Annotated in this window: 19 protein-coding genes; 5 read left to right on the forward strand and 14 right to left on the reverse strand. The window is 63.8% G+C overall.

From position 1 onward, the window contains the following. Positions 1-193: 193 nt before the first annotated feature. Positions 194-1,447 carry an allantoate amidohydrolase gene (locus tag J7548_RS18240; RefSeq protein WP_290977398.1) on the reverse strand — a complete coding sequence of 418 codons (1,254 nt, stop codon included), beginning with the start codon at positions 1,445-1,447 and terminating at the stop codon, positions 194-196. A gap of 157 nt (positions 1,448-1,604) precedes the next feature. On the opposite strand from J7548_RS18240, the gene J7548_RS18245 reads away from it, so the two are divergent. The 5 genes from J7548_RS18245 (at position 1,605) to J7548_RS18265 (ending at position 6,972) form a co-directional block, all read left to right on the forward strand. Next, a complete protein-coding gene (locus J7548_RS18245) occupies positions 1,605-2,918 on the forward strand; it encodes a C4-dicarboxylate transporter DctA (RefSeq protein WP_290977400.1) in 1,314 nt (437 codons plus the stop codon). Between the two features lie 95 nt (positions 2,919-3,013). Further along, positions 3,014-3,700 carry a GntR family transcriptional regulator gene (locus J7548_RS18250; protein ID WP_290977402.1) on the forward strand — a complete coding sequence of 229 codons (687 nt, stop codon included), beginning with the start codon at positions 3,014-3,016 and terminating at the stop codon, positions 3,698-3,700. A gap of 182 nt (positions 3,701-3,882) precedes the next feature. After that, on the forward strand, positions 3,883-5,211 hold the full coding sequence (locus J7548_RS18255) for an MFS transporter (protein WP_290977404.1): 1,329 nt from the start codon (positions 3,883-3,885) through the stop codon (positions 5,209-5,211). 69 nt (positions 5,212-5,280) lie between these two features. Continuing rightward, entirely contained in the window at positions 5,281-6,114 is an 834-nt protein-coding gene (locus tag J7548_RS18260; RefSeq protein ID WP_290977406.1) for an isocitrate lyase/PEP mutase family protein, read from the forward strand. A gap of 102 nt (positions 6,115-6,216) precedes the next feature. After that, positions 6,217-6,972 carry a hypothetical protein gene (locus J7548_RS18265; protein ID WP_290977408.1) on the forward strand — a complete coding sequence of 252 codons (756 nt, stop codon included), beginning with the start codon at positions 6,217-6,219 and terminating at the stop codon, positions 6,970-6,972. 10 nt (positions 6,973-6,982) lie between these two features. Here the strand turns inward: J7548_RS18265 and J7548_RS18270 are convergent, their stop codons facing one another. The 13 genes from J7548_RS18270 to J7548_RS18330 form a co-directional block, all read right to left on the reverse strand. Further along, positions 6,983-7,756 (reverse strand): DeoR/GlpR family DNA-binding transcription regulator, encoded by a 774-nt coding sequence (locus J7548_RS18270; RefSeq protein ID WP_290977410.1) that lies wholly within the window; start codon positions 7,754-7,756, stop codon positions 6,983-6,985. Positions 7,757-7,876: 120 nt separating this feature from the next. Beyond that, positions 7,877-8,329 (reverse strand): DUF4440 domain-containing protein, encoded by a 453-nt coding sequence (locus J7548_RS18275; protein WP_290977412.1) that lies wholly within the window; start codon positions 8,327-8,329, stop codon positions 7,877-7,879. Positions 8,330-8,368: 39 nt separating this feature from the next. Further along, on the reverse strand, positions 8,369-9,574 hold the full coding sequence (locus tag J7548_RS18280; RefSeq protein ID WP_290977414.1) for an exo-alpha-sialidase: 1,206 nt from the start codon (positions 9,572-9,574) through the stop codon (positions 8,369-8,371). A gap of 48 nt (positions 9,575-9,622) precedes the next feature. After that, a complete protein-coding gene (locus J7548_RS18285) occupies positions 9,623-11,053 on the reverse strand; it encodes a sodium:solute symporter family protein (protein ID WP_290977416.1) in 1,431 nt (476 codons plus the stop codon). A gap of 101 nt (positions 11,054-11,154) precedes the next feature. Next, the gene (pdxA, locus tag J7548_RS18290) at positions 11,155-13,485 is read right to left on the reverse strand and encodes a 4-hydroxythreonine-4-phosphate dehydrogenase PdxA (protein WP_290977418.1); all 2,331 of its coding nucleotides are present in this window, start codon (positions 13,483-13,485) and stop codon (positions 11,155-11,157) included. Next, positions 13,482-14,651, reverse strand: coding sequence for an iron-containing alcohol dehydrogenase (locus tag J7548_RS18295; RefSeq protein WP_290977420.1), 1,170 nt, complete (start codon positions 14,649-14,651; stop codon positions 13,482-13,484). Before J7548_RS18295 ends, pdxA begins: the two co-directional genes overlap by 4 nt. 40 nt (positions 14,652-14,691) lie before the next feature. Next, positions 14,692-15,579 (reverse strand): 4-hydroxy-tetrahydrodipicolinate synthase, encoded by an 888-nt coding sequence (gene dapA, locus J7548_RS18300; RefSeq protein WP_290977422.1) that lies wholly within the window; start codon positions 15,577-15,579, stop codon positions 14,692-14,694. A 462-nt stretch (positions 15,580-16,041) separates the two neighbouring features. Then, on the reverse strand, positions 16,042-16,908 hold the full coding sequence (locus J7548_RS18305) for an SMP-30/gluconolactonase/LRE family protein (RefSeq protein WP_290977424.1): 867 nt from the start codon (positions 16,906-16,908) through the stop codon (positions 16,042-16,044). Between the two features lie 129 nt (positions 16,909-17,037). Next, entirely contained in the window at positions 17,038-18,060 is a 1,023-nt protein-coding gene (locus J7548_RS18310) for an ABC transporter substrate-binding protein (protein WP_290977426.1), read from the reverse strand. A gap of 29 nt (positions 18,061-18,089) precedes the next feature. Further along, a complete protein-coding gene (locus J7548_RS18315; protein ID WP_290977428.1) occupies positions 18,090-18,881 on the reverse strand; it encodes an ABC transporter permease in 792 nt (263 codons plus the stop codon). Further along, on the reverse strand, positions 18,871-19,710 hold the full coding sequence (locus J7548_RS18320; RefSeq protein WP_290977430.1) for an ABC transporter ATP-binding protein: 840 nt from the start codon (positions 19,708-19,710) through the stop codon (positions 18,871-18,873). The genes J7548_RS18315 and J7548_RS18320 overlap by 11 nt, the downstream gene beginning before the upstream one ends. Positions 19,711-19,789: 79 nt before the next feature. Next, on the reverse strand, positions 19,790-20,971 hold the full coding sequence (locus J7548_RS18325; RefSeq protein WP_290977432.1) for a CaiB/BaiF CoA-transferase family protein: 1,182 nt from the start codon (positions 20,969-20,971) through the stop codon (positions 19,790-19,792). Continuing rightward, the gene (locus J7548_RS18330; protein ID WP_290977434.1) at positions 20,968-21,894 is read right to left on the reverse strand and encodes a hydroxymethylglutaryl-CoA lyase; all 927 of its coding nucleotides are present in this window, start codon (positions 21,892-21,894) and stop codon (positions 20,968-20,970) included. Before J7548_RS18330 ends, J7548_RS18325 begins: the two co-directional genes overlap by 4 nt. Positions 21,895-21,901: the final 7 nt, after the last annotated feature.

Consider the following 21,901-nt stretch of genomic DNA (forward strand, 5'->3'; position numbering starts at 1 on the left):
ATCCAGGTGCTTTCGATGTAGTCGCGGCTTTCCTTGAGCGCGGCGCGCGAGGAGTCCGCCAGCGCCACTTTGAGGTGCGGTGCGCGCGCCACATTGATGACTTGCTGCGCGGTCAGGTTTAAGCCGTCGATGGTGATGGTTTGCATGCGTATTCCTTTTGAGGTGATGTTCTTGTGAAGTACGGGCCGGCGCCTCAGGCGCCGAAGTTCTCGACGAAGCGGCTGAACACCTGGGCGGCGACCGCGGCGTCGTCTTCGGTCATGGTTTCGTCCGGATGGTGGCTGATGCCGCCGTTGCCGCAGCGGACGAACAGCATGGCGACGTCGGCGATGGCTGCCATCGCCATGGCGTCGTGTCCGGCTCCCGACGGCAGGAGGCGCACCGGCAAGCCGCTGGCTTCGATGGCGTGCGCCAGCCCGACCTGCAGATGCGGCGCGCACGGCACGCTGGATGCCTCATGGGTTTTGCGCAAGCGGATATCGACGTTGCGGCGCACGGCGATGCGCTCGATCTCGGCCACCACGTCCGCCACCGCGGAAACGCGATCGGCGTCCTGCTCGGCACGGATGTCGATCGAGAAGCCGGCATTGCCCGGCACCACGTTGGCGGCGGCGTTGGCCACTTCCAGGATGCCCATGGTGCCCACCAGCCCCGGCTTGATGCCGCAGCGGCGTTCGATGAACAGGCCGACCTCGGCCGCCGCCATCGCCGCATCGCGCCGCATGTGCATGGGCACCGTGCCGGCATGCCCAGCCAGGCCGCACACCTCGGCCATGAAACGGGTCGCGCCGGAAATGGCGGTCACCACGCCGACCGGGATCCCTTCATTGAGCAACAGCGGCCCCTGTTCGATATGCACCTCGACGAAAGCCGCCACCGATTCGCGCGGCCAGGCCGAACCGGCGATGCCGGCGCCGCTGAATCCGGCCGCCTGCAATGCCTCGCGCATGCTGATGCCGGCGGCGTCGCGGTTCTCCAGCACCGACTGGTCGAAGGTCCCGGCGACGGCCCGGCTGCCCAGCAGCGTCGCCTTGAAGCGCACGCCCTCTTCTTCCGAAAATCCGATCACGTCGATCGGGAAGGCAAAGCGCCGGCCCTGGCGGTGCCACTCGGCGATGCATGCCAGCGGCAGCAGGATCCCGAGGTTACCGTCGTATTTGCCGGCATTGCGGACCGTATCGAAATGGGAGCCGGTCACCAGCGCCGGCGCATCTTCCGCACCGGGTTGCGCGGCATAGCGGCCGATGACGTTGCCGGCGTGGTCGCGCCGCACCGTCATGCCGGCCTGCAGCATCCACCCCATCAGTTGTTCCGCCGCCGCCTGGTGTTCCTTCGTCAGGTAAGTGCGGGTGAGCATGTCCGGCGATTCGCTGTGCAGGGCCAGCTGGTCGGCCCACTGCATGCTTTGCCGGCCACAGCGCCGGAATTGCTCCTGGGCATCTTTCATTGTTGTCTCCTTCAAACAAAGCGGTAGGGGTGGATTATTTTTGTATATTTTTATTGTATTCAAAAATTGTATGCAATATATTGGACTTGTTCCAGCGCCTAATCAAAATATTCCCCGCCGCTGCAACACTTCATGAAAACAACATCAGGAGACCGTGGTGAGCAAACTATTCAAGTCCTTGTTCGGGCAAGTGGTACTTGCCCTCGTCGTCGGCATCGTGATCGGGCTGGCGTGGCCCGACTTCGGCCAAAGCCTCAAGCCGCTGGGCGACGGCTTCATCAAGCTGATCAAGATGATCATCCCGGTCATCGTGTTCTGCGTCGTGGTGCAAGGCATCTGCGGCGCGCGCGACCTGAAGAAGGTCGGCAGCGTCGGCGTCAAGGCCATCATCTATTTCGAAGTGGTGACCACCATCGCCCTGCTGCTGGGGCTGGTGCTGGCCCTGGTGTTCCAGCCCGGCGCCGGCATGAACATCGACCCGCATAACCTGGACGCCAGCAGCCTGGGCAGCTACGTGGCCAATGCCGGCAAGGTGAAGGAAACCGGCTTCGCCGAATTCGTGATGAAGCTGATCCCGGCCACCGCGGTCAGCGCATTTACTTCCGGCGACGTGCTGCAGGTGCTGCTGATCTCGGTCACCTTCGGTTGCGCGCTGTTGCTGATAGGTGAAAAAGGCGCGCCGGCGGCGGCGCTGATTTCCTCGCTGTCGGATGCCTTCTTCAAGTGCATGTCCTTCTTCATCCGCCTGGCGCCGCTGGGCGTGCTGGGCGCCATCGCCTTCACCGTCGGCAAGTACGGCGTGGGTTCGCTCAAGCAGCTGGCCCTGCTGGTGCTGCTGTTCTACGGCGCGGTGATCTTCTTCGTGCTGGTGGTGCTGGGCGGCATCCTGCGCTGCTCCGGCCTGAGCATCTTCAAGCTGATCCGCTACCTGCGCGAGGAGCTGATCGTGGTGCTGGCCACGACCTCGTCGGACAGCGTGCTGCCGCAGATCATGAAGAAGCTGGAACACATGGGCATCAAGAAGTCGACCGTGGGCCTGGTGATCCCCACCGGCTACTCCTTCAACCTGGATGCCTTCTCGATCTACCTGACCATGGCGGCCCTGTTCATCGCCCAGGCCACCAATACGCCGATCTCCATGGGCGACCTGCTGGCCATCCTGGCGATCGCGCTGGTCACCTCCAAGGGCGCGCACGGCGTGCCGGGTTCGGCCATCGTGATCCTGGCGGCGACACTGACCACTATCCCGGCCATTCCGGTGGTGGGCCTGGTGCTGGTGCTGTCGATCGACTGGTTCATCGGCATCGCGCGCGCACTGGGCAACCTGCTGGGCAACTGCGTGGCCACCGTCGTCATCGCCAGCTGGGAAAAAGACATCGACAAGGCCCGCGCCCGCGCCGTGCTCAACGGCGAGCAATTGGCGCCGCTGGCCGGCGCCCTCCCCATCGGCGGCCAACAGGCCGAGGGGTAAGCCGGAATGGAGACGGGAATGGATGACGCGCGCACCAGTGGTTACCATTTACAATTGGCTCAACCGCACCACGATTTGACAGCCAGTCCATTCCCATGACCGAACCAGTGCCCGCCCCCGACAGCTCCGAAGCCATCGCGAGCGATATCGCCGCCAACATCGCCGAACAGCGGCTTCCTCCCGGCGCCAAACTGCCCGAGGAAGCGCTGGCGCGCGTCTACAAGGTCAGCCGCACCAAGATCCGCTCGGCGCTGGTCATGCTGGCCAAGGACAAGCTGGTCGACCTGATTCCCGACAAGGGCGCCTTCGTCAGCAAGCCGACGGTAGAGGAAACGCGCAACCTGTTCTTCGTGCGCCGCACGCTCGAAATGGCCATGGTCAAGGAATTCGTGGCGCGCGCGACGCCGCAGGATTATGAGCGGCTGGAAGCCCACCTGCAGGCCGAACACCAGGCCATCAAGGACAACAATATGCAGATGCGCTCCGCCCTGCTGAGCGATTTCCACATCCTGCTGGCCCGCGTCGTCGGCAACGACGTGCTCACCGACATCCTGGAAAAACTGGCCGGCCGCAGCGCGCTGATCACCATGCTGTACCAGTCCACCCGCGACGCCGCCTGCTCGACCGAAGAGCACAGCGCCTTCATCGCCGCCGCGCGCGCCGGCGACGTCGCGCGCGCGGTGGAGTTGATGGAGCACCATCTGCTGCATGTGGAACAGGCGTTGATGTTCGAACCGCCTTCCGGCCCGCGCAAGGACTTGCTGCGAGAACTCCTGCTGTAAAGCCCCGCCTGCGGCATGCGTGCCGCTTTTTTCTTGCCCCGATGACTGGTAAGACCTTGTTACCTCTCAAGTGATCACCGTATAATCCCTTGCCCGGCGCATCCCCAGCAACAGCGCCGACACAGGCAGGACCGCGCTGGCGACGTCTGCCTGACAACAATCATCAAAAACAAGGAGACAACATGTCCTACGCCAATCCGGCTGCCGTCGCGCAGCCGCTGGACGGCGAATCGGCCATCGGCCGCCGCGTCATCGGCAAGCTGCACCGCAAGATCGTCTGGTATTGCTTCTTCCTCTTCATGATCAATTACCTGGACCGGGTCAACGTCGGCTTCGCCGCGCTGACGATGAACGCCGATCTCGGGCTGTCGGCCAAGGTCTACGGGCTGGGCGCGGGGATCTTCTTCCTCGGCTACATCGCCTTCGAGATTCCCAGCAACATGATCCTGCACCGGGTCGGTCCGCGCATCTGGATCGCCCGCATCATGATCACCTGGGGCCTGGTGGGCTGCGCCATGGCCATGATCCAGGGCGCCTGGAGCTTCTATGCGCTGCGCTTTTTGCTGGGCCTGGCCGAAGCCGGCTTCGCGCCCGGCGTGCTGCTGTACATGACCTACTGGTTCCCGAAGAAGGAGCGCGGCAAGGCGGTCGCCGGCTTCATGCTCGCCACCGTGCTGTCGTCGGTGGTCGGCGCGCCGCTGTCGGGCTGGCTGCTCAGTTCCACCCACGGCTGGGCCGGGCTGGCCGGCTGGCAATGGATGTTCATCCTGGAAGGCCTGCCGGCGGTGATCATGGGTGTGGTCACGCTGTTCTACCTGGTGGATCGTCCGGAACAAGGCAAGTGGCTGGATGCCGAAGAGCGCCGCTGGCTCACCGCCACCCTGGCGGCCGAGCAGGAAAGCAACGCCTCGCATGCCCAGCATGATTTCGCCGCCATCTTCCGCGACCCGCGCATGTGGATCCTGACGCTGATCTACATGTTCAACGCCGTGGCCATCTATGGCGTGGTGCTGTGGCTGCCGCAGATCGTCAAGAGCCTGGGCGGCCTGAACAACTTCCAGACCGGCCTGGTCGCCGCCATTCCCTTCCTGTGCGCAGCCGCCGGCCTGATCCTGGTGGCGCGCAGCTCGGACCGCACCGGCGAACGCAAGATGCACACCGCCTGCGCCGGTCTGTGCGGCGGCGTATTCTTGGCCGCCAGCGCGCTGGCGCCCTCGCCGCTGCTGGGCCTGGTGCTGCTGTGCATCGCCGCCATGGGGCTGTGGGCCACGCTGGGCGTGTTCTGGACGCTGCCCACCCAGTTCCTGGCCGGCGCCGCCGCGGCCGGCGGCATCGCCATGATCAACGGCTTCGCCCAGGTCGGCGGCTTCGTCGGCCCCTACCTGGTCGGCTGGATCCGCGAAAGCACGCAAAGCTTCTCGGCCGCCCTGCTGGTGCTGGCGATGAGCCCGATCATCGGCTTCTTCCTGTGCCTGACGCTGAAGATGCGCAACGACAAGACCGGGAATTAAGCGATACGATCCCCTCCCGGGCGCCGCTCGCATGCCGACCGGCGCCTTTTCATTTTCGACGGAGACGACATGACAACCCCCACCCTGGCCCAGCGCCTGCGCCAGCCCGGCATCGTGGTGGCCCCCGGCTGCCACGACGCGCTGGGCGCGCGCATCTACCAGCAAGCCGGCTTCGAAGCCGTGTACATGACCGGCAACGGCCTCTCGGCCAGCCTGCTGGGCGCGCCCGACATCGGCCTCTTGGGCATGAGCGAGATGGTCGAGCGCGGCCGCGCCTTCGCCGCCGCGGTCGACGTGCCGGTGATCGCCGACGCCGACACCGGCTACGGCAACCTCAACAACGTGGTACGCACGGTGCAAAGCTATGAAGCCGCCGGCGTGCAGGCGATCCACCTGGAAGACCAGGTCACGCCCAAGAAATGCGGCGCCATGAAAGGCCTGGCGCTGGTGTCGAAGGAAGAGCATGCGGAGAAGATCCGCATCGCGGTGGCCACGCGCAAAAGCGCCGACTTCCTGATCATCGGCCGCAGCGATGCCCGCATCCCGCTCGGCCTGGACGAAGCCATCGCCCGTGGCCAGGCCTATGCCGCCGCCGGCGCCGACCTGGTGCTGCTGGAGATGCTGCAGTCGGAAGATGAAATGCGCCGCGCCCTGTCGGCCATCGACGCGCCCCTGATGTTCAACGCGGTGGACGGCAAGACGCCGCCGCTCAACGCCGCGCAATTCGAGCGGCTGGGCTTTCGCCTGCTCAGCTTCCCGATCTCGGCCACGCTGGCCTATACCCACATGATGCAGCGCATGGCCGAACACATCCGCGCCACCGGCAGCGCCTTCGGCTTGCCGTCCGGCTCGACGACGATTGCTGATTACGAAGCGGTGCTGGGGCTGGAACGCTACCGGTAAACAACGGCAGCGGCTGAAGCCGGGAGCTTGCGCCTAAGTTTCAGCTAATTCGGATTTCGTATGGTCGATGCTCCACGCGCATTTTTACCTTGAAAGGCGACCATGACTGCTGAGAAACCCGCCCTTGTAAAAGTCCCGGAAGTCACTTTGCTGTTCTGGCTGATCAAGATCGCGGCCACCACCCTGGGAGAGACCGGGGGCGACGCCGTCTCCATGTCGATGCAGCTCGGCTATCTGGTCGGCACCGGCATCTTCGCCGTCGTTTTCCTGGCGGCAGTGATTACCCAGATCAAGGCCAAGACCTTCCACCCGCTGCTTTACTGGACGACGATTGTCGCCACCACCACCGTCGGCACCACCCTCGCCGACTTCTGCACCCGCTCGCTGGGCATCGGCTATGCCGGCGGCTCCTGCCTGCTGTTGCTGCTGCTCCTGGCCTCGCTGTTCGTCTGGAAACGTTCGCTGGGCAGCGTCTCGGTCGCCACCATCAGCACGCCCGGGGCCGAGCTGTTCTATTGGGTCACCATCATGTTTTCGCAGACCCTGGGCACGGCCCTGGGCGATTGGACGGCCGACACGGCCGGGCTGGGCTACACCGGGGCGGCGCTGCTGTTCGGCGCGCTGCTCGTGGCCATCGTCATTGCGCACTACGCCAGCGAGATCTCATCCACCGTGCTGTTCTGGCTGGCCTTCATCCTGACCCGGCCGCTGGGCGCCGTCGTCGGCGATTTCCTGGACAAACCGCATGCCCAGGGCGGGCTCGCGCTCAGCCGCTATTCGGCTTCGGCCGCCTTGCTGGCGTTCATGGCCCTGTGCATCATCATGTTCAGGCAACGGCCTGCAGAAGCCCGCCATTGAAACCTCCTGGCTATGGCCGGGCTGCATCTACCGATTCGATCGTCACGCCGGGAGTGTTCTCGAAAACCTGCCGGCCGGCGTGGCCCGGCATGGCGTCGGTGATCAATCGCCAGTTTTTTTCAACCGGCGTCCAGTGCTGCTGGCTGTCGCGGTTCAGCTTATCCGATGTCACCAGCACAAATACCTGGGCGGCCTGGCGGATGATGCATTCTTTCAGGTAAGCCTGCTCCGCCGTGGCCTCGCACAAGCCACGGCCTGGCACCACGCCGTCAGCCCCCAGGAAAGCCTTGTCGAAAGTAAAGCGGGAGAGGCCCAATTGGGCAATGGGGCCGAAGGTGCCCATGCTCGATTCGCGCACATCGCCGCCGATCATGGTCACGGCGACGTGGCTGCCGGCCAAGGCCTGCACCACCAGCAGGTTATTGGTGATGACCTTGATGTCCTGCCGGTCGGCCAGCGCTTTGGCCAATGCGGCCGTGGTCGTGCCGGCGTCAAGGAAGACCGTGTCGCCGACCGCCACATGGGCGGCCGCGGCTACGCCGATGGCATCCTTCTCCGCCTGGAAACTATGGCTGCGCTGTTCCAGCGATTCTTCCGGCGCATGTGCGCTGACCGAAGCGGCGCCGCCGTAGGTGCGCAGGATCAGGCCTTCGTCGGCCAATGCGCGCAGGTCGCGGCGAACGGTGACTTCCGAAATGCCGAAGTGGCCGCACAAGGCAGCCACTTCGGTCATGCCCGACAAAACGGCCTGCACCATGGCCTCGCGGCGGCGGGTAACTTTCATAGTCGATGGGACGGAAAAAGGGTTGTCAATGCCGCGCACGCACAGGTGCTTCGGCGATCACCGAGTATACCTATTTCCGGCCCTGGCGCCGCTGATCAGGAGAGCTGGAAAAACACCCGCTCACACCGGCGCATTGGTGCCGCTGCGCGCCAGCAGCTTCCACGACTTGTCGGCCAGCGTCCAGCACAGGAGCACCTTGATATGGCTGGTGCTCTTTTGCTCGTTGTTGTTGACGACGTCATAGGTGTGGCGCACGATGCCGATGTCGCCCTGCACATCGACGGTTTGCTCGGAGGTGGCAATGCTCAGGTAGCGCTTCTTGCCGGCGATGTTGTCCAGCAGGACTTCCTTGCTCCAGACGCGCCCGTCCGAGTGCGAATAAGTCAGGCGGTCGTGCAGGATCGCCGCCAGGACTTTCCCGTCGCCGTCTTCCAGCGCCCTGCGCAAAGCCTCCACTACCGCTTCCAGCGAAGCGGTTTCAGCAGCTGTGGCTTGACCTGCCAAGCCGGCTGCGGCGATTCCTGTTCCCAGTGCCACCAATGCCTCCCTACGGGTGATTCCATTCTTTTCCATGTCGTCTCCGTTGCGTTGTTTTGATGCATGCGCCTGCGTTCAGGCCGCAGCCGCGACACCCTGCGTCACCCAAGCTTCCTCCACGCTGACGTACTTGATGTTCTGGCGGAAGTAGGTATAGGCGATATGCAGCTTGCCATCCGCCGATTGCACAATCGACGGATAGGAAAACTCGCGGTTGAGCTTGTCGGTGGAATTGTTGGTCATGCAGTAGCCGTCGCCGATTTCCAGATTGCGCATCGCCGGCCAGGTCTTGCCGCCGTCGTAGGAAATGGCCAGCGTCATCGGTGCGCGCGGTGCGCCCCAGAAGGCGGTGCCGCGCTGCGATGCCGGCTGCGCAACCAGTTCGCCGCTGTCTTCGGAATCCTCGATGTCGTCATACAGTGAAGCGCGGCGCCCGGTGCTGTTGGCCGCGCTGCTATTGTTGAACACCAGGCCCAGGTGGCCGTTGGCCAATGCCAGGAACTGGATCGAGGAATTGTTGTTGGGCAGATCCAATGGACGCGGCTCGCTCCAGTCGACGCCATCCCCGGAACGACTGCTGTAGATGTGGTCGGCCCAACGGCTGCGGTACAGCGCGAGGAAACCGCCATCCTTCAGCGGCTGGATATTCATGTGCACGCAACCCACGCTGCCGGGCACCTCATGCGCGGTCCAGCTGCGGCCGGCGTCGGTCGAGCGCATCACCACGCTGATGTCGTCATTGCCGGACCAGCGTTCACCCGCGGCCACGCGGCACATGAAGACCGGGCACAGCCAGGCGCCGTCGCGCGCCACCACGATGGGTTGGCGCACGAAGGTGCCGGGCGTGTCGAACAAGGTTTCGATCTCTCCCCAGGTATGCCCCAGGTCTTCCGAGATGCGGCGGCGGACGATGGAAGTGTTCTGGTGGCCCGACAGCTGCGCGGTATAGATCAGCCACAGCTTGCCGTCCGGCGTTTCGAACAGCACCGGATTCTGCTCCGAACGGGTGGCGTCTTCCGACAGGCGCACCGGCTCCGACCAGGTATCACCGCCGGCAGGCAGGCGCGACATATAGATGGAAATGTCGGGAATCCCTTCCTGGGTGCCGCCGAACCATGCGCACAGCAAGTCGCCATTGGACAGCACGGCCAGATTCGCCGCGTGGTTCTGCACGGTCAGCGCCGGCAGGTGGGCATCGCGGCGGGCGTCGTCGCCGGCAGCCCTGGCGACTCGCCCGGATACGGACTGGCCGGAAGCTTGAGGGGTGGTGGTACTGGTCATTTTTTCATCCTCGCGTTTTGCTTGTTTCGTTGCTGGGCGCCGTTGCCTTCAGTGATGCTGCCGCGCCGGCCGCGCCATCTCCCCCGGATCGCCTTCGGAGGCAACCGGCTTGGCGGGGAACAGCATCCGCTCGACCACCATCACGATGGCCGGCGCGATCAGCGCGATATACATATTGTCGATCCCCCACGGGTTGTCCATCAGATACCAGGCGGTGGTGGCGACGGTGGCCAGCACCAGCGCCGAGATGGCGCCGCGGCTGCTGTTGAAGAACGGCAGGTAGATGCCCATCAGCGCAACCACGGTCACGGTCAGGCGCAAGGCGCGGGTGAAGAAGGACAATGCCAGGATCTGCGGCACGAACAGCACGAAGATCAGCGGCACGAAACCGACCAGCAGCGAAATCCAGCGCGTGGCGCTCAGTTCGCGCTCCGGCGTCGGGTTGTAACGCGGCACATAGAAATCCTTGACGATCAGCGAGGCGATCGCCAGCGCGACGGTACTGACGCTGACGAAGATCGACGCCACCAGCGACACGGTCACGATGCCCGACAGCAGCGGGTTCATGTGCTGCAGGAAGATCGGCAGCGCGTACAGGCCCTTGATATCGGGGAACAGGAACTTGGCGGCCACGCCCAGCAAGCCCAGCGCCAGTGCGATCGGCACGCACAGGGCGGCGGCGATCAGGGTCGACTTGCGCGCGTCCTCGCCGGAGCGGGCACCCGAAATGGCCTGGATGATGAACTGGGTGGAGAAGATGGCGCCGGCGGTGCCGATGATCCAGGCGCCGATGGTGCCGCCGCTCAGCGCGCCGTTCCAGGTGAAATAGTGCTCCGGCATGGCGCTGACCATCGGCGCGATGCCGCCGGTCATCGTCAGCGCGACCCACACCAGGATGCCGATGCCCAGTATCTTCACGGCGCTGTGGAAGATGGTGACGTAGAGCACGCTCTTCAGGCCGCCGTAGGCGAAGTAGATGGTGCTGACGATGGCGGTGATCACCGCCGCGGTCGGCAGGTTGACCTTGAGCACGGTGGAGATCGCCGCCGCGCCGCTGACGTAGTTGCCGACGTTGACGATGAACAGCGCGTAGATCATCACCGCCGACACCACCAGCTTGGCGGTCTTGCCATATTTCTGGGCGACGAAACCGGAGATGGTGAATTCGCCGGATTTATAGAGGCGCTTGGCCATGAACAGACCGAACAGCAGGAAACCGATGGAAGCAGCGATCACCGACCAGGAGGCGGCGATGCCGACCTTGAAGGCTTCCTGCGAAGTGCCGATGGTGGATTTGGCGCCGATGAATTCCGACATCAAAAGGATGGCGATCACCAAGGCCGGCGCCGAACGCCCCGCCACCATGAATTCGCCGGTGTTCTTGCTGCGCAGGCGCACGCTCATCCAGGAGGTGGCCAAGATATAGACGACAACCATCGTGACGATGATGGTCGTGTCCAGTGCTCCAAACTGGTTCATTGCGTTCTCCTCTCGATCCTCTAAGATCGGATTAAGTTTTGATTTATATGGCGTTCCCGCTGGCGCCACCCGGATCAGTCCGTCGCGGCGCCCGGAGAACTTCAGGCTGCCAGCGCAGCGCGGCGCGTAGCCAGGTCTTGTGCCTGCTTGAGCGCTTCCAACATGCTTCCTTCGTCTGCGATGCCTTTGCCGGCGATATCGAACGCGGTGCCGTGGTCGACCGAGGTGCGGATGACCGGCAGGCCCACGGTGACGTTCACGCCCGCTTCCAGGCCCATCACCTTGACCGGGCCGTGGCCCTGGTCGTGGTACATCGCCACCACCACATCGAAATCGCCGCGGCCTGCGCGGTAGAACAGGGTGTCGGCCGGCAGTGGGCCTTCCACGTCCCAGCCGCGCGCGCGCAGGATATCGATGGCCGGGATGATCTTTTTCTCTTCCTCGCCGTAGCCGAACAGGCCGTTTTCGCCGGCGTGCGGATTGATGCCGCAGACGCCGATGCGCGGCGACGAGATGCCGGCGCGCACCAGGGTGTCGTGGGCGCGTTCGATCGTGCGCTGCACGAGGCCTGGTTCGATACGGTTGATGGCGTCGATCAGGCCGATGTGGGTGGTCACATGGATCACCCGCAGCTTGGGCGCCACCAGCATCATCGAGACTTCGGGGATGCCGGTCAGGTGCGCCAGGATTTCGGTATGGCCGGGGAAGATGTGGCCGCCGGCGTGCAGCGCTTCCTTGTTCAGCGGCGCGGTGCAGATCGCATCCAGCTCGCCGGCCGAGGTCAGTTCGACGGTGCGCGCGATGTATTGGAAGGCGGCGTTGCCGGCCACGGCCGACAGCTTGCCGTAGGGCAGCCCTTCCGGAATCAGGCCGAGGTCGATGCAGTCGATCTCGCCGAAGGTGAAGCGCGCCTCGGCCGGGTTCGAAATGGCGCGCACCTTCAGCGGCACGCCGGTGATGCGACCGGCATCGGCCAGCCGTTTGGCATCGCCGATCACGAGCGGCCGGCAGCCGTCGTAGACCGAGCGCTGCGCCAGGCTCTTCATGATGATTTCCGGCCCCACGCCGGTGGCATCGCCCATCGTGATGCCGATAACCGGACGATATGTCATAGCTTCCTCTCCGTTGGATGTGAACGGCGCTTGCGCGTCCGCCTGACGCATGGCGATCAGTCTTTGCCATGCGCGGTATAAGGTGTCCGGATGGCCGAAGCCGCCGGCTTTGGTCACGACCGGCAATGTGCGCCCCTGATACCCGGCGACCATCAGCGGCACGCCGGTGTCGATTTCCGCGACGATCTTCAGGGTATCCACGCCCATGTTCGAGAGCATGGCGCGCGCGGTCTCGCCGCCGGTGGCGACCAGCCCCGCCGCATGCTGCGCGACCGGGCCCAGATGCGCGGCCAGTTGGCGCGCCAGGCGGGCGCCGTCGCTGACGCCGGCACGCTGCGACTGGCTCAACACCACCAATGCGCTGCGTCCGCCTTGCAGCGTTTGCGATACTTGCGCCGCGAGCTCGCGCGCCTTGGCCGATAACGGATCGAGCAGCGCCGGGGCGCCGATTTCGAACAGGACGATGTCCCTACCTGCGTTCTTTTGCAGCGCCAGCGCCTGTGCCTGCGATACGCTGGACATGCTGCCGACGATGGCCAGCACGCCCCCGGGCGCAACTGCAGCAACAGGTGCTGCGGCCGCTATGCCAGGTGCGCGGGGCGACGCGCCCTCTTCCAATGTACGGATCAGCGGCGTGGCCAATCCGGCGGAGCCGACCCAGAACAATCCTGGCAAGGCGGCTGAGGCGGCGGCGATGCATTCCAGGTCGGCATCGGTTTCGCTGTCGCACACCAAGGCCTGGAAACCTTCGGCCTGGCAGGCGACGATGCTGGCGCGCACCGGCCCATGGCCTTGCCGCACCGTGTCCAGGCCGACCAGTGCGACCTTCAATCCCGCATTGGCCAGCATGCCGACCAGATCGGCGCGGCCGGCGATATGTTCATTACGCCACACCTCGGACTGCTCGACCGGCTCACCGAAAACGTATTGACGCCCGTCCCGCGTCGTGCGGCCGGCCTTGGGAAAGGCCGGCGCGACGATGGCCATGCCGGCGTCGGCCAAGGCCGCGATCTCGGCGGCGACGTTGCCGCGCAGGGTCGAGTCGATCTTCTTGTACAGCTTGCGGTCGGACGCGTGGGTGCGCCAGGCGTCGGCATTGCGTCGCGCGGCATCGGCGCCGGCAAGCTGGCGCGAATCGGTATCCAGCGCCAGCACATCGACGGCCAGCGCCGTCTCGCCTGCTCCTGCTTCCGCTTCCGCGCCCAGCAAAACCATGCTGTCGAGGCCGACATTGGCGCAGGTCACCGCGCAGTCGGCGGTGCCGGACAAGTCGTCGCCGATGATCAGCAGGCGGGTGTGCCGGACCGGGCGGGCATTCATGGCAGCAGCCTCTTGTAGATGGACTTGATGTCATCCAGGCTCAGCGGCTTGGGATTGTTGCCCAACAGGCGCTTGACCTTGGAGGCGGCCACTGCCAGCGCATCCAGGTGCTCTTCCGAGACGCCGAAGCTGCGCAGGTCTTGCGGAATTTCCAATGCCGCAGTCCATTCGCGCAGACGCTCAAGCAACTTTTCAGCGGCCGCCTGCTCGCTGTCGTCGTGGCGCGCAATGTCGAGCGCGTGCGCCACCTTGGCCAGACGGCCGACGATGGCGTCCAGGTTGAATTCCATGACATGCGGCAGCAACATCGAATTGGCCACGCCGTGGGTGATGTTGAACATGCCGCCCAGCGGATAGGCCAGCGCGTGCACGGCGGCGGTGCCGGCCGCGGTCAGCGCCAGGCCGCCGTACATCGAGCCGATCAGCATGCCTTCGCGCGCCGGCAGCGAGCGGCCGTTGCGATAGGCTTCGACCAGGTTGGCGCCGATCAGGCGCATCGACTCCATCGCGAACATGTCGCTGACCGGATTGGCCTTGGTCGAGATATACGATTCCAGCGCATGGATGAAGGCATCCATGCCGGTGGCGGCGGTAATCGGCTTGGGCAGGTCCAGCGTCAGCGTGGCATCCAGGATCACCAGTTGCGGCAGCAGGTGGCGGCTGACGATGCCGACCTTCAGTTCCTCGTCGGGCAGCGTGACGATGGCGTTGGGCGTGACTTCGGAACCGGTGCCGGAAGTGGTCGGCACCAGTACCAGCGGCACGCCGGGCGCCGGGATTAGGTCCACGCCCAGCCATTCGCGCAACGGCTGGCGGTTGGTCAGACGCACCGCGAACAGCTTGGCGGCATCCAGCACGCTGCCGCCGCCGATGGACAGCACGGCATCGGGCGCGAACGGTTCGATCTGCTCGCGGAACACGGTCTCGACGTTTTCGATGGTCGGTTCGGGCTGCACATCGCGCACCACCAGGGCCTGCACATCCTTTTGCCGCAGCGCCTCGACCACGCGCGCCACGACCCCATTCCCTTCCATGACAGGCTGGGTGATCAGGGCGATGCGGCGCACCGGGCGGTCGAGCAGGACCAGCTTGTCGGCCAGCAGGTCGAGGCTGTTGGGGCCGTGCACGATGTGCTTGACGGTCTGGAAATGGTAGATGGAACTCATGTCGGGATCGGTTGCGGTGATAGAGAAAGCGCGTTGCATATCAGGACACGCGCGGATAGGCGGCCAGCGCCTTGAGCAGGCGTTCGCGCGCGGCATCGTCCAGCGGCAGCACCGGCGAGCGGGCCGGACCGGCAGGCATGCCCAGGATTGCGGCGGCGGTCTTGAGCACCACCGGCAGCGTGCCGAGCGCGAAGGCGTCGCGCAACGGGCGCAGCGCCTCCTGTGCCTTGCGGGCGGCGGCGATGTCGCCCTTCTGGAAGTTGTTCCAGATCGACATCACCACGCTGGGCACGGCATTGGTGGTCGCCGCCACCGCGCCGTCGCCGCCGGCCATCAGCGTCCACAGGATCATGGAGTCGGTGCCGGTGAAGACGGCGAAATCGTCGCGGCGCAGATTGATCAATTGCAGCAAACGGTCGAAATCGCCGCCGCTGTCCTTGATGCCGCGGATATTCGGAATTTCCGACAGGCGGCGCACGGTATCGATATTGAGCGTGACGCCGGTCTTGGCCGGGATCGTGTACAGCATCACCGGCAGCGAGGTCGACTGCGCGATGCGCTCATAGTGCTTGAACAGTTCAGGCTGGGTGGCGCCATTGAAATACGGCGTGATGACGGAGACGGCATCGACGCCCTGGTCCTGCATCTTCTTGTTCAGCTCGACCACTTCGCGCGTGGCGTAAGCGCCGGTGCCGGCGATCACCGGCACACGGCCGCGCGACTGCTCGACGGCAATGCGGGCGATGCGCAGCTTTTCCTGTTCAGAGAGCGAGATGAATTCGCCGTTCGTGCCCAGCACGAACAAGCCATGCACACCCGCATCGATCAAGCGATCGACCAGCGTGCGCAGGCCGGCTTCGTCGATCTCCTCATCCTGGGTCATCGGGGTGATGAGTGCAGGGACGATACCCTTGAAAGCGATAGACATATCCTGATCTCCAATATTCCTGTAATGACCGGTTCGATCCGGCTTGTTTTATAAAACTGATCGATTACATCAAAACGATTATTTCGATCAAATAACTCATAAAAATCTTTTTCATTCTTAATTTTTCGATTATTTCGATCACAATATACCGAAATATTTGATGAATCAAGGGGTGGGAAATAAATTATTAGATCGAAACAATCATTGAAATGATCATTTTTATCAAAACCATGCGGATGGATCCGCAGAAGCACGCAATGCTTCTCGACCGCCCTGCCGGTGCCGGCAATGGTCCCGATCCGCCGCAGCGACGCCCGCATCCCGCTCGGCCTGGACGAAGCCATCGAGCGCGGCCATGCCTATGCCGCCGGCGCCGACCTGGTGCTGTTGGAGATACTGCAATCGGGAGATGAAATGCGGTGCGTCGCCAAGGCGACGCACCAAGCGGAAGGTTACCCCGGCTCAGAGGCGGGGCTGGGGGAATCCGGGAACGTCCATATCCGCGACCAATACGCTGCCGGTCGACGATTCGGTGATGAACAGTTGCTTTCCACCCGGCCCGCCATAGGCGACGTTGGTACAGGTAGGACCCGCGGCCGAGCGCACGCGGGCAATCAGTTCGCCGTTCGGCGCGAAGAGGAAGACCTGCCCCAGCGAAGCATGCGCGACAGCGATATTGCCGTCATTGTCCAGCGCCACGCCGTCGGGGCCGCTGGTGCCGAACATGGAGCAGAAACGGCCGACCTTGGCGGTTCCGCCTTGCGACGTCAGCGGCATGCGCCAGACAGCGTTATCGCGCGTCATCGCAACGAACAGGACCGACCCGGTCTTGTCCAGGGTCAGCCCATTGGGCGAGATGCCGGTGTCGAGCAGGCAGTGCAGCTCGCCGTTGGCTTTGAGCCGATACACCCTGCCGCTCTGGTCCTGCAGGCCGGTCTGCCCTTGGTCCGTGAAATAGATATCGCCGTTGGAAGCGATGTTCAGGTCATTGATGCCTTTGAACGATTCGCCGTTTCGGCCAGGCAGGACACAAGTGACATTGCCGCTCCCGGGGTCGAGCTCCATCAGGCCGTTGGCGTAGTCAGCAATCAGGATACGGCCGTCGGGATGGAACTTCAGCCCGTTCGGCTGGCCGTCGTATTCGGCAACCTGGGTCCACTTGCGCTCAGGGGAAATCCTGAAAATGCGGCCGTATGGAATGTCGACGATGTAGAGGTTGCCATCCTTGTCGAAAGACGGCCCCTCGATGAAGCAGTCGACCGGATGCCCGCCCTTGTTGGCCTTCGCCCACGCCGGCGAAATGCCGCGCCTGCGGAACTCTTCAGGCATGGAAGTGTGGACACGGCTTGCGATTACACGCGGGGGCGTATCAAGATACATCATGGCAAACCCGACGGATAACAATGTCAAAGGGAACGGGCAGCGGCTGGCGCCGCCCACTTACCGCACTTGCTACACTTACTTGACCTGCTGGGCGGCCGCCTCGGCGAAGCGATTGGTATAGGTCTTCTTCAAGTCCACCTTGGCCGCGGCAACCGCGGGATCATACTGGCTCAGCACGGACAACGGGGTCTTCACGGCATCTTCCGGGAACACGCCGGTCTTCGAGAACATGGCCTTGGAGGACGCCCAGATTTCCTCATTGAGGCCGGGGTCGCCAATCTTGAAGTTGCCCGGCAAGGTTTCCACGATCTTGCTCGGCGTATTGGCGTCGATCCAGCGCACGGTACGCAGGAATGCGTTCGCCACGCGCTGGACAGTTTCCGGATTCTTGTCGAGGAAGGCACGGGTCACGTACACGCAGGCAAACGGATAAGCGCCGCCGAATGCCGCCTTCGAACCTTCCACAGTACGGGCATCGAACAGTTGCACGGCGAGCTTCTTGCGGGACAGCTGCGTCACGACCGGGTCATAGGCCAGCAGCACGTCGACGTTCTTGGCTTCGAAGGCCACCATACCGGGAGCGCCCGAACCCACCCCGATGAATTTGACGTCGCGCTCGGACAGGCCTGCCCGCGTCACGTAGTAGCGCGCAATCATATCGGTCGAGGAACCCGGCGTCGTGATGCCGATACGCATCCCCTTCAGGTCCTTCGGCGACTTGATCTTGTCGGCCAGATCGCTGCGCACATTGAACACGATGCCGGGCACTTCGTTCAGCAGGAAGACGCCTACGATTTCCTTGCCCTTGGCCTGCATTTGGATCGTATGGTCATAGGAGCCCACGACCATGTCGACGGAGCCGCCGATCAGCGCCTGCAAGGCCTTGCTGCCGCCGGCCTGGAAGTTCTCCAGGGTGACGTCCAGCCCCTCTTTCTTGAAGAAGCCGAGGGTGCTCGTCAATGGCGCCGGCGCGTAACCCAGGATCGAGGAACCGACCGCGATCTTCAGTTCGGGCTTTTCCGGCGCCGCGGCCAGGGCGGCAGCGGCCAGGGCGAATGCAGATACGGCGATGGCCAGTTTCTTCAGGTTCTTCAGCATGTCTCTCTCCTCACTCGTTGGAATCGGCATCAGCGTGCCGACAGTTCGGCTTCTTCATGGTCTTGGTTCGGGCGCCATACCAGCAGGCGTTTTTCCATCTTGTCCACCAGGGCATCGAGCGCCACGACGAAGGCGGACAGCAGCACCAGGCCGGCGAACACGCCAGTGGCATCCATGACGCCTTCGGCCTGGGCGATCATATGCCCCAGTCCCATCGACGAGCCGAGGTATTCGGCGACCACCGCGCCCAGCACCGCCAGGCCAACCGACACACGCAGGCTGGACAGAATCCAGCTGGTGGCCGACGGCAAGTAGACATGGCGCAGCAATGCCGCCTGGCTTGCCTTGAGCAGACGGGCATTGGCCAGCACCACCGGATTGACTTCGCGTACCCCCTGCAGGGTGTTGAAGAAAGCGACGAAAAACACCAGCGTCAGACCCAGGGCGACCTTCGAGGTCAGGCCGAGGCCGAACCACAGGACATAAATGGGCGCCAGGAGCACGCGCGGGATCGCGTTGAACACCTTGATGAACGGGTTCAGGACGGCGCGCGCGAACGGCGCCAGGCCCAGCCAGATCCCCAGAACGATGCCCCCCGTGATGCCGAACACGAAAGACAGGACCGTTTCGAGGAGCGTCACGCCCAGGTCGAGCCAGATGTCTGCCGACGAGAACCACTCGGCCAGACGGCCGAGGATGGCGCTCGGCGCGGGGAAGAAGAACGGGTCGATCCAGCCCGAGCGGGAGCCGAACTCCCACAATGAAAGCACGCCCACCAGCAGCACGAGCTGGGTCGCCTTGATTTTGGATTTACGCCGCATGTTGCACCTCCCTGGATTCTGTTTTTTCGATGCTGATCTCTTGGTTCCCGTAGCTCTTCTCGACTTCCGCGCCCAGCAGGGCCCATAGCTCGCGGTACAGCTTCAGGTATTCGTTGGTCGTGGCCAGCTCGCTGACGTCGCGGGGACGCGGCAGGGTGATCTTCACCTCGCCCACCACGCGCGAGCCGGGTCCGGCCGACATCACCACCACCCGGTCGGCCAGGGCGATGGCCTCCTCCAGGTCGTGCGTGATGAAAATCAGCGAACGCTTGTCTTCCTGCCAGAGATTGAGGAGGATGCGATGCATCAGGCGGCGGGTATGCACATCCAGCGCGGAGAACGGTTCGTCCATCAGGACGATTTTCGGCGACATGATCAATGTCTGCGCCATGGCCACGCGCTTGCGCTGGCCGCCGGACAACTGGTGGATGTAGCGGTGCTCGAAGCCCTTCAGGCCCACCTTGGCCAGCCAGGGCGCCGCGCGCTTGCGCGCCTCCTCCACCGAAAGCCCCTGGAACACCAGCCCCAGGCCGACGTTGTCCAAGGCCGTCTTCCACGGCAGCAGCGCTTCCTGCTGGAGCATGTAGCCGGCGACATCGTTCAGCCCGGACAGTTTCTTGCCGAATATGTTGACGGTGCCGGCTGCCGCGGGGAGCAGGCCGGTCACCAGATTCAGGATGGTCGACTTGCCGCAGCCGGTGGGACCGACCACCGCCACGAATTCACCATCCTTGACCTCGAGGTTCACCTCTTTGACGGCGGTGAAATCGCCAAACCTGACGGCGACCTCCCGCAGCTCAACGGCGTTGCCGAGCGGTTTGTTTTCCATGAATTGTCTCCATTTTTTTCATCATTCGTTCGTGAGAAAGGACTGGGCCGAAGGCTAATGCGCCAAGGCGCTCAGCGGTTCAGCGGACGCCGGCCAGTCCGTGATTGCCGGTGTAGGCCACACCGGCCTGCTCGGCCAGTTCGTCTGTATGGCTACCGATGTCCGGCACGTCCAGGCGGGTTCCGAAACGCCGGCCCCCCATTTCCAGCGGCAGCGCCGGGATATCGATCTTCTGGCCGTTCTGGATGGTCACCGGCGTCAAGCCGCCCGAATTCAGGAGATGCTCATCGTCGAACAGCTCCACCGGCTTCTTGATGGGCGCGAACGGCAATCCCGTCTTTTCGCACAGCGCCATCAATTCGGCCTTGCTCATCGTCGCGAACTTCTCGCGCAGGTATGGCATGAACCGGTCGCGGGCCTTGACGCGCTGGTTGTTCAGGGCCAGGCTGCTGTCGTTGGCGAGGTCGGCCAGGCCGAACCCTTCGCAGAACTGCTGCCATTGGGTATCGCTGACAACGCCGATGAACACTTGCTCATCGTCTTTTGCGGTGAAGACATCGTAGACGGCCCAGGCGGAAACGCGATTGGGCATCGGCGCCACCGCCTTCCCGGTGATGCGCTCCTGCGCCATGTGCTGCCCGACCAGGAAAACCGAGTTCTCATACAGCCCGGAACGGATCAATTGGCCCTTGCCGGTGCGGCCGCGCTCGATGATGGCCGAGAGGATGCCGATGGCGGCGAACATGCCGCCCATCACGTCGTTCACCGATGCGCCGGCGCGCAGCGGCCGCCCTTCCGGGCCTGTCATGTAGGCCAGGCCGGACATCATCTGCACCACCTCGTCCAGCGCGGCCCGGTTTTCGTAGGGACCGGGCAGGAAGCCTTTCATGGAGCAGTAAATCAGGTCCGGCTTCACCGCCTTCAGCGATTCATAGTCCAGGCCGATCTTCTCCATCGCCCCGGGACGGAAGTTTTCGGTGACCACATCGGCCGATGCGATCAGCTTCTTGACCAGCGCCAGGCCGCTTTCCGACTTCAGATCCACCGCGACGCTCTTCTTGTTGCGGTTATAGGTGACCCAGTAACCGGCGCCGGAACCCATCAGGCGGCGCGTGTTATCGCCAGACTCCGGTTCGATCTTGATGACCTCGGCGCCCAGATCGGCCAACACCAGGCCGCAAGTCGGCCCCATCACCATATGCACGAACTCGATTACGCGCACGCCCTGCAACGGCAGGTTGGTATTTTTTTCATCGCTCATGCCGGCACCGCTCCATATTCAAATCCCTTGGGAAGACCTACGTTCGAAACGAACCCATACAACTCTTCGCCCGGCAGGCCGCCAAGCAAGATTGCGCGTGCGGCGACCAGCCTTGCGATGTCGATGCCGGTCTTGATGCCCATAGCCTCCAGCAGGAACACCAGATCCTCCGTGACAATGTTGCCGCTTGCGCCTGGCGCGTAAGGACATCCCCCGATCCCGCCCTGGCTGGCATCGAAGGTAGCGACCCCGACTTCCAGCGCCGCGACCACGTTCGCAAGACCCAATCCCAGCGTGTTGTGGAAATGCGCGCCGCCGGCCTTCGAACCCACGGCGCTTTGCAAGCGCGGGAACAGGCGGCGGACTTGCGCCGGATTGGCATAGCCGGCGGTATCGGAGAGGCCGATCTCGTCGACGCCGCACTCGGCCATCACCTCGCACAAACGGATCACATCGTCTTCCGGCACCGTGCCCTGGATCGTGCAACCGAACGCGGTCGACATTCCCGCTTCGACCTGGATATCCGGATATTGGGCATTGCGCAACGCCATCACCGCGCGCACCTCCTCGATGATTTGCGCATGCGTCTTACGGATATTCGCCAGGGAATGGGGCTCGCTCACGGAAACCGGCAATGTGACTTTGTGCACGCCGGCGGCAAATGCCTTCTCCGCGCCTTTCAGGTTGGGCGCCAGGACCGCCACGCGCAAGCCGGGAATTGCCAGCGCGCCGGCGACAACTTCACCGATATCGGCCATTTGCGGCAGAAGCTTCGCGGGCACGAAGGAGCCTACTTCGATCTCCGTCAGGCCCGCTTCCGCCAAAGCGCGAATCCACTGCAGCTTGGACTGGGTGGGCATGACGCGCGATACCGATTGCAAGCCATCGCGCGGGCCTACTTCGCTTATCAGGATATTGCCCATCTCTCGC

Origin of the sequence: Herbaspirillum sp. (genome assembly GCF_017744395.1) — a bacterium.
Taxonomy (GTDB): Bacteria; Pseudomonadota; Gammaproteobacteria; order Burkholderiales; family Burkholderiaceae_D; genus Herbaspirillum.